This window comes from Streptomyces sp. NPDC002690, assembly GCF_053592415.1.
The window spans coordinates 1-7,518 of the sequence record NZ_JBSFVR010000365.1 but is presented as its reverse complement, the minus strand read 5'-3'; the positions used below and the strand labels follow the sequence as shown (position 1 = coordinate 7,518).

Sequence of the window (7,518 nt, the reverse complement as noted above, 5' to 3'; positions counted from 1 at the left end):
GGGGGCTTCCTGCTCGGCGGCCTGCGGGGCACCCGCCGGGGCGGTCGCCTTACGGACCGCGCGACGACGGGCACGCGGCGCCGGAGCCTCGACGGGCTCCTCGGCGGCCTGCTCCTCGACCGTGGCTGCCGGAGCGGCCGGAGCCACCACGACCTCGACGGCCTCCGTCACCGGGGCCTCCTCGGCGGCGGCCTTCGGCGCACCGGCCGGGGAGGTCGCCTTGCGAACCGCACGACGGCGCGGGCGGGCCGGAGCCGCCGCGTCGGCGGCCTCGTCCTGGACTTCCGCGGGGGCCACGACAGCTTCGGCGGCCGGGGCCTCGTCCTGCGTCTTGACGGCTCCGCCGGACGGCGGGCCCGCGGGGCGGGAAGCGGCGCGGCGCCTGCGGCGCGGCGGCAGCTTGTCCCCGGGGGTGTTGTCTTCGTTGTTTCCGGTCGTGCCGGATTCGGTCGGCTGAGGCATGCGGGCGGTTCTCCCGTCGCGCTCCCGGGCGCCGCGCCTGTTCCGGTCCGGCGGGGTTGTCGCGTGGTGCGCGACCCCGCCGTCCGGGGCGCGGGCGCCGCACGGGAGCTGATGTCTGGCTCGCCGGTTCCCTACGCGTGGTGCGTACGGCCTGGCGAAAGTCTTCTGGTCAGTGCGCGGCCCGACCCCGGTTGAATTCCTGAGCCGCGGGGCCGCGCTACAACGACCGCCTTACGCGGAACCCGAACCTTCAGGCGCCGTCGCGACACTCCCGGGGGCCGCCGCTGGGACGGCCGGGGGTGCGTCGCGGTCGGGCGCGAGCGGGTCGGTCACCGTGCCGGACTCCTCGTCGAAGAGCCCCTGCGCCAGCCTGGTCACCGCTACGGGGACCGGCGGCGCCAGGTCGGCCACAGCTCGGAGACCGGACAGGACGTCGTCGGGTCGTACGGCGGGTGTCATGTGCCGCACTACCAGCCGCAGTATCGCACAAGCACTGTCCACGGACCCATCGGGCCGTGGATCGAGGGCCTCAAGACCGACCACGGCCTCACGGGCGTCGAAGGTGCGCACACCGTTCTTCGCCCGGCGCTGGACCTCGACCGTTTCGGCGGCGAGGAAGGCGGCCACGGCCTGCTCGGCGTCCTGGACGGTCACGCCGTCCAGGCGCATCTCCCAGACGGAGGCGGTCAGCCGGTCGGCGAGCCCGGAGGTCCGGGCTTCCACGGCATCGGTGATGTCGAGGCCGTCCGGCAGGGACTCGTTGAGGAGGTCGCGCAGGACCTGCGGGTCGCGGTGCTCGGTGAGCGCGATCTCCAGGAACTCGGCCTCGCTGCCGGTGCCGGTGGGAGCCGCGTTGGCGTACGAGACCTTGGGGTGCGGGGTGAAGCCGGCCGAGTAGGCCATGGGGACCTCGGAGCGGCGCAGGGCCCGCTCGAAGGCACGCTGGAAGTCTCGGTGGCTGGTGAACCGGAGGCGGCCGCGCTTGGTGTAGCGCAGTCGGATGCGCTGCACCGCCGGTGCGGGCGGCGGGCCTTCGGGCTGTCGCTTGCCCAGTGGTTCTTCTCCTCGGTGCGGGGCGGGCGCGGTGGCGCGCCGCCCACGAAGTACAGGTCGTCACGGGGGGCCGCTCCGGCTCACCCCCTCCGGCCTGTGGTTCCGCCGGGCGGGGAGATCTCGGATGCGGGCGCCACGCCGTGCACGGGTGTCGCATGGTGCTCCTCACCCAGAGTACGCGCAGTAACCCTCCCGGGTACGCCGACCTCCGGCTTCGCCGGTCCGCCGGTGAACGCGCGCCAGACGTCCCGCCGTGTCTGGCCCACGGCCTCGCGGGCCGTCCGCAGCGTGTCGCGCACCGCCCGCCCGGTCGACGCGACGGCCTTCCGGGCGGGCTGCCACACCCAGTCCCGTACGACGTGCCCGACCGGTGTGCAGAGGGTGCGGTAGCACCAGGCCACCGGGGCGAAGAGCAGCGTGCGCAAGAGCCACGCCACCGCCCGGCCGACCGCGCGGCTGATCATGCCGCTGACCCGCCAGGCCACCATCAGCGCCGCCCCGGTCTCGCGCAGCACCGGGTGGAGGACGCGGGCCCAGAGCCAGGCGACCGGGACGACGAGCAGCGTCCGCAGGCACCACACCAGGCCGTATCCCAGCGCCCGGAGCAGCCGGAGCGTGCCGTGTCCGAGTGGACTGAGCACCGACCGCCAGAACCAGACCAGCGGCACCACCAGCAGGGTGCGTACCAGCCAGGCGACGGCGAGGCCGAGAGGTCCGAGGACGTACCGCCACAGGAAGACGAGGGGGAAGACGAAGAGCGCGAGGCCGAGCCACCGCACCGCCGCGAGGAGTCCGTGGCCCAGCGGGGTCAGCAGGGAGCGGTAGAGGCTCCGCACTCCGTGCCCGACCGGGGTGAGCACCCGGCGGTACAACCGGACCAGCGGAACGACCACCAGATACGTCCACGCCCAGGCGACCGGACGCACCACCAGATACGTCCACACCCACGCGACCGGACGCACCACCAGATACGTCCACACCCACGCGACCGGACGCACCACCAGATACGTCCACACCCACGCGACCGGACGCACCACCAGATACGTCCACACCCACGCGACCGGACGCACCACCAGGTTCCGCCAGGCCCATGACAGACCATGGCCCAGGGGCCGCAGCAGCACCCGGTGCAGGGCGCGCAGGGTGAGGACGAGCAGGTCCCAGGCCATCCGCACCGGCAGTACGACGAGGACCGCGACGATCCGGACCGGGACGCGGACGAACGCGACGAGACAGCCGTCGCCCCGCTCGTACGTCACGGGCGCCTGATGCCGGCCGTACTCCGGCCGCTGCCGAGGCACCTGGGGCCCCGGCTGCCGCCGGCCGCCCGCCTTCTCGCTCTCCATGCGGTACATCATGCGGAAGACCCGCCCGGGGAGGCTCCCCCGGGCGGGTCTTCGGGACACGGTTGATACGCCCCGCGTACGCGCCGGTCACGTCACGCGCCGGTCACTCAGGCGCGGATCACTCAGGGGCGGATCACTCAGGCGCGGATCACTTCACCACGGTGAGCGGCAGCAGCTTCTTGCCGGTGGGGCCGATCTGGATGTCCAGGTCGAGCTGCGGGCAGACGCCGCAGTCGAAGCAGGGGGTCCAGCGGCAGTCCTCGACCTCGGTCTCGTCGAGCGAGTCCTGCCAGTCCTCCCAGAGCCAGTCCTTGTCCAGGCCGGAGTCGAGGTGGTCCCAGGGCAGGACCTCCTCGTAGGTCCGCTCGCGGGTGGTGTACCAGTCGACGTCCAGGCCGAAGCCGGGGAGCGTCTTGTCGGCGCAGGCCATCCAGCGGTCGTAGCTGAAGTGCTCGCGCCAGCCATCGAAGCGGCCGCCGTCCTCGTACACCGCCCGGATGACGGAGCCGACACGGCGGTCGCCCCGCGAGAGGAGGCCTTCGACGATGCCGGGCTTGCCGTCGTGGTAGCGGAACCCGATGGAGCGGCCGTACTTCTTGTCGCCACGGATCTTGTCGCGGAGCTTCTTGAGCCGCGCGTCGGTCTCCTCGGCGCTCAGCTGCGGCGCCCACTGGAACGGGGTGTGCGGCTTGGGGACGAAGCCGCCGATGGAGACGGTGCAGCGGATGTCGTTCTGGCCGGAAACCTCGCGGCCCTTGGCGATCACGTTGACCGCCATGTCACCGATCTGGAGGACGTCCTCGTCGGTCTCGGTGGGCAGGCCGCACATGAAGTACAGCTTCACCTGGCGCCAGCCGTTGCCGTACGCGGTGGAGACCGTACGGATCAGGTCCTCCTCCGAGACCATCTTGTTGATGACCTTGCGCATGCGCTCGGAGCCGCCCTCGGGGGCGAAGGTGAGACCGGAACGGCGGCCGTTGCGGGTCAGTTCGTTGGCGAGGTCCACGTTGAACGCGTCGACGCGGGTGGACGGCAGCGAGAGGCCGACCTTGTCCTCGGTGTACCGGTCTGCGAGGCCCTTGGCGATCTCGCCGATCTCGGAGTGGTCGGCGGAGGAGAGCGAGAGCAGGCCGACTTCCTCGAAGCCGGTCGCCTTCAGACCGCGGTCGACCATCTCGCCGATGCCGGTGATGCTTCGCTCCCGCACGGGGCGCGTGATCATGCCGGCCTGGCAGAAACGGCAGCCGCGGGTGCAGCCGCGGAAGATCTCGACGGACATCCGCTCGTGGACGGTCTCGGCGAGCGGGACCAGCGGCTGCTTCGGGTAGGGCCACTCGTCGAGGTCCATGACGGTGTGCTTGGACACACGCCACGGCACGCCCGACTTGTTGGGCACGACACGGCCGATACGGCCGTCCGGGAGGTACTCGACGTCGTAGAAGCGCGGGACATAGACACCGCCGGTGCGGGCGAGGCGGAACAGCACCTCGTCCCGGCCGCCGGGCCGGCCCTCGGCCTTCCAGGCACGGACGATCTCGGTGATCTCCAGGACCGCCTGCTCGCCGTCGCCGATGACCGCGCAGTCGATGAAGTCGGCGATGGGCTCGGGGTTGAACGCGGCGTGGCCGCCCGCGAGCACGATCGGGTCGTCCATCGTGCGGTCCTTGGCCTCCAGCGGGATGCCCGCCAGGTCCAGGGCCGTGAGCATGTTGGTGTAGCCGAGCTCGGTGGAGAAGCTCAGCCCGAAGACGTCGAACGCGCCGACGGGCCGGTGGCTGTCCACCGTGAACTGCGGCACCTTGTGCTCGCGCATCAGCTCTTCGAGGTCCGGCCAGACGCTGTACGTGCGCTCGGCGAGGACCCCTTCGCGCTCGTTGAGCACCTCGTAGAGGATCATGACGCCCTGGTTGGGCAGACCGACCTCGTAGGCGTCGGGGTACATGAGCGCCCAGCGGACGTCGCATTCGTCCCACGGCTTGACGGTGGAGTTCAGCTCACCGCCGACGTACTGGATGGGCTTCTGCACATGCGGGAGCAGAGCTTCGAGCTGTGGGAAGACCGACTCGGCAGACATCTCGCGAACCTTCGTGAGCTGGCAGGGGTGACCATCCAGCGTACCCCGCTGCTCAGCTCTTCAGCGCCGCCCGCAACCGGGCCTCGGACGCGCGTGCCCATACGTGCGGCAGCCGGCGCTCCAGCCGGGCCGCCGCTGCCTCCTCGCGGCCGTACAGAAGTCCCCAGGTGAAAGCGGACTCACCGGCTCCGTGGGCGTGCACGGCGAGAGCGCGCAGGGCGTCGCGGGCGACCACCGAGTCCTGGTGGTCGCCGAGCAGGCTCTGGACCGCCTTGACCCGCTTGGCGAGCCGCTTCGCGGGCTTGCCGAGGACGGGGCGGGCGGCCTCGCCCGCGTACCGGGTGCGCTTGGCCGCCTTGCGGGCCTCGTGCATCGCGAGGTCCCGGCCGGGGCCCGGCGGCAGGTCCAGGGCGTGCTGGACCCGGGCGGTGAGCCGGTCGTGGTCCTTCAGCACCGCGCGGGTGAGCGTCCCGGCGGCGTCCTCCCCGGCCTCGGGCAGCAGGGGCGGGCCGGCGAGCAGCGCGTCCAGTGTGCCGAGCAGCGCGAGATACCGCTCCCCGTCGAGCACCGCCAGGATGCGGCGGCGGGCTCCGGCGCGTTCCGCCGCCGCCCACCGCTCCAGTCGGCCGCGCACGGGTCCCAGCAGCAGGGCGGGTTCCACCTCGTCGACGCGGCTGACCAGCCGCGCCTCCAGCACCTCGTGGTCCCGGCCGGTCCCCAGTTCGGCGGCGAGCCACTTCAGCTCGGCGCCGACCGGGTCGGTGACGGTCCGGTCGAGGATCTTCCGGTACGTCTTGAAGGCGCTGCGCAGCCGCCGGGTGGCGACCCGCATCCGGTGCACCGCGTCGGGCAGGTCGCGGCGGACCGCCGGGTCGAGGGTGACGATCGTCTCGATCTGCCGGCGTACGTGGGCGAGGACCTGCCCGCCCGCGGTGTCCCCGGGCTCCTCGTCCCCCGCCTCCGGCGCCGGCCGCTCCCCCGGTGCCGTCTCGGCGAGTGCGCGGGCCACCTTGGAGGCGGAGGCCGAGGGGCGTACGCCCGCCGCGGCGAGCCCCTCCTCCACGGCGTCCAGGTAGGCGGGGTCGCCGTCGTCGGCGAGCTCGACCTCGATCTCGGTCCACCCGGTGGTGGCTCCGGCGCCGTCCTCGGTGAGCCGCTCGGCGAGGACGGTGTCGACGCTCAGCTCGGCGAGCAGCCGTCCCTCGGCGTCGGCGAGGTGGTGGACGTCCCGCGAGGAGAGCAGCCGGACGACCGGGCGCACGGGCCGGTCGCGGACCCGGGAGCGGATCAGGCCCGCGAGCGCCTCGGGCAGGGCGTCGGAGAGCGGCGCGCGGATCTCGTCGCGTACGCCAGGGGCGACGGGGAATTTCACGTGCCAGCCGGCCTCGTCGCCGCCGGTCCTGCGGCGCAGGGTGACGGAGCCGGCCGCCAGCCGGAAGTCCTCGGTGTCGTAGTAGACGGCGTCGAGTTCCACGACCCCGCGTGGCACGGACGCGGCCGTCCCGGCCACTCCGGTGAGGTCGGGCAGCCCACTGCCGGGAGCCGCTTCGTACTTCCGCTCGATCTCGCGCTTCACGTCGGCCATGTTCCGAATCTAAAGCGTATTGCGAAAGTGGCACGGTCCGCCCGGACGGCGGGTCCTGCGGCGTCCGGTGCGTGCGATCGCAGGGCGGAGGGGCGCCCCGATACTCGACGGATCGGGGCGATCCCGACTACGCGGCGAGCGTGCGTGCCCGGCGTCGCAGGACAGGGGACTCTCGCCACACGCTCCAGTGCCGGATCGGGCCCGGCGGTGGTCGCGCCCAGGACCGGTCGCGGACGGCCGCCACTACGGCACGTTCCACCCGAGCACGACCGGCAACCCGTGTTCGTGGCCCAAGGTGTTGATCGTCCCCGGATGCGGGTGCCCGAAGCGCCGCCCGGCCGAGGCGTCGAGCCCGAGCCAGCGCGCGGTGAGGATGCGGGACAGGTGGCCGTGCGCGACGACGGCCACGTCGCCCCTGGCCAGGAGCGGCCGAACCCGGCCGAGAAAGGCGTCGACCCGCACCGCCACCTGCCCGAGGTCCTCGCCGGCGTCGACGCCGTCGCGCCACAGCTCCCAGCCGGGTCTGAGCGCCTGGATCTGCTCGGCAGTCAGCCCCTCGTAGTGGCCGTAGTCCCACTCGATCAGGTCGGCGTCGGGCTCCGCGCCGCTCAGGCCCGCCAGTTGTGCCGTCCTGACGGCGCGACTCGATGGGCTGCTGCGGACGGCGACGAACTCCCGCTCGACCAGCCGGGGCGCGAGCGCACGCGCCATGTCCTCCCCCGCGCCGGTCAACGGCAGGTCGGTGCGCCCGGCGTGCCGGCCGGTCCGGCTCCACGCGGTCTCGCCGTGCCTGATCACCACCAGTCGGCCCATGGCCGAGGACCGTACACCGCGCCAGGCACGGGGGGAACGTCGCGCGCGTCGACCGCCCCGAAGAGCACCCCGGCCCGGTGGCAGCTGCCACCGGGCGCGTCACCAGATGGTCCTCACCCCGGGCGAGGACCTGCTCGCCCATTTCGGCCATGAACGCGTACACGTGGTAGGTGGCCTTCTTGACC

5 protein-coding genes and 1 pseudogene are annotated in these 7,518 nt (G+C 72.9%); all 6 read right to left on the bottom strand.

Translation table 11 applies throughout. From position 1 onward, the window contains the following. Window positions 1-462, bottom strand: a pseudogene (locus ACWD3D_RS30540) (ribonuclease E/G); the annotation flags it as partial. A gap of 231 nt (window positions 463-693) precedes the next feature. Next, window positions 694-1,473 carry a TIGR03936 family radical SAM-associated protein gene (locus ACWD3D_RS30535; RefSeq protein WP_451463991.1) on the bottom strand — a complete coding sequence of 260 codons (780 nt, stop codon included), beginning with the start codon at window positions 1,471-1,473 and terminating at the stop codon, window positions 694-696. Window positions 1,474-1,595: 122 nt separating this feature from the next. Beyond that, entirely contained in the window at window positions 1,596-2,861 is a 1,266-nt protein-coding gene (locus tag ACWD3D_RS30530) for a hypothetical protein (RefSeq protein ID WP_451463990.1), read from the bottom strand. Window positions 2,862-3,009: 148 nt separating this feature from the next. Continuing rightward, window positions 3,010-4,935, bottom strand: coding sequence for a TIGR03960 family B12-binding radical SAM protein (locus ACWD3D_RS30525; protein WP_451463989.1), 1,926 nt, complete (start codon window positions 4,933-4,935; stop codon window positions 3,010-3,012). A 52-nt stretch (window positions 4,936-4,987) separates the two neighbouring features. Beyond that, window positions 4,988-6,520 (bottom strand): CYTH and CHAD domain-containing protein, encoded by a 1,533-nt coding sequence (locus tag ACWD3D_RS30520; RefSeq protein WP_451463988.1) that lies wholly within the window; start codon window positions 6,518-6,520, stop codon window positions 4,988-4,990. A gap of 243 nt (window positions 6,521-6,763) precedes the next feature. Then, window positions 6,764-7,333, bottom strand: a complete 570-nt coding sequence (locus ACWD3D_RS30515; RefSeq protein WP_451463987.1) for a histidine phosphatase family protein — start codon at window positions 7,331-7,333, stop codon at window positions 6,764-6,766. Window positions 7,334-7,518: the final 185 nt, after the last annotated feature.

Coding starts and splice junctions, on each gene's coding strand:
- ACWD3D_RS30530 (WP_451463990.1), bottom strand. CDS start 2,861: ATGGAGAGCGAGAAGGCGGGCGGCCGGCGGCAGCCGGGGCCCCAGGTG.
- ACWD3D_RS30515 (WP_451463987.1), bottom strand. CDS start 7,333: ATGGGCCGACTGGTGGTGATCAGGCACGGCGAGACCGCGTGGAGCCGG.
- ACWD3D_RS30525 (WP_451463989.1), bottom strand. CDS start 4,935: ATGTCTGCCGAGTCGGTCTTCCCACAGCTCGAAGCTCTGCTCCCGCAT.
- ACWD3D_RS30520 (WP_451463988.1), bottom strand. CDS start 6,520: ATGGCCGACGTGAAGCGCGAGATCGAGCGGAAGTACGAAGCGGCTCCC.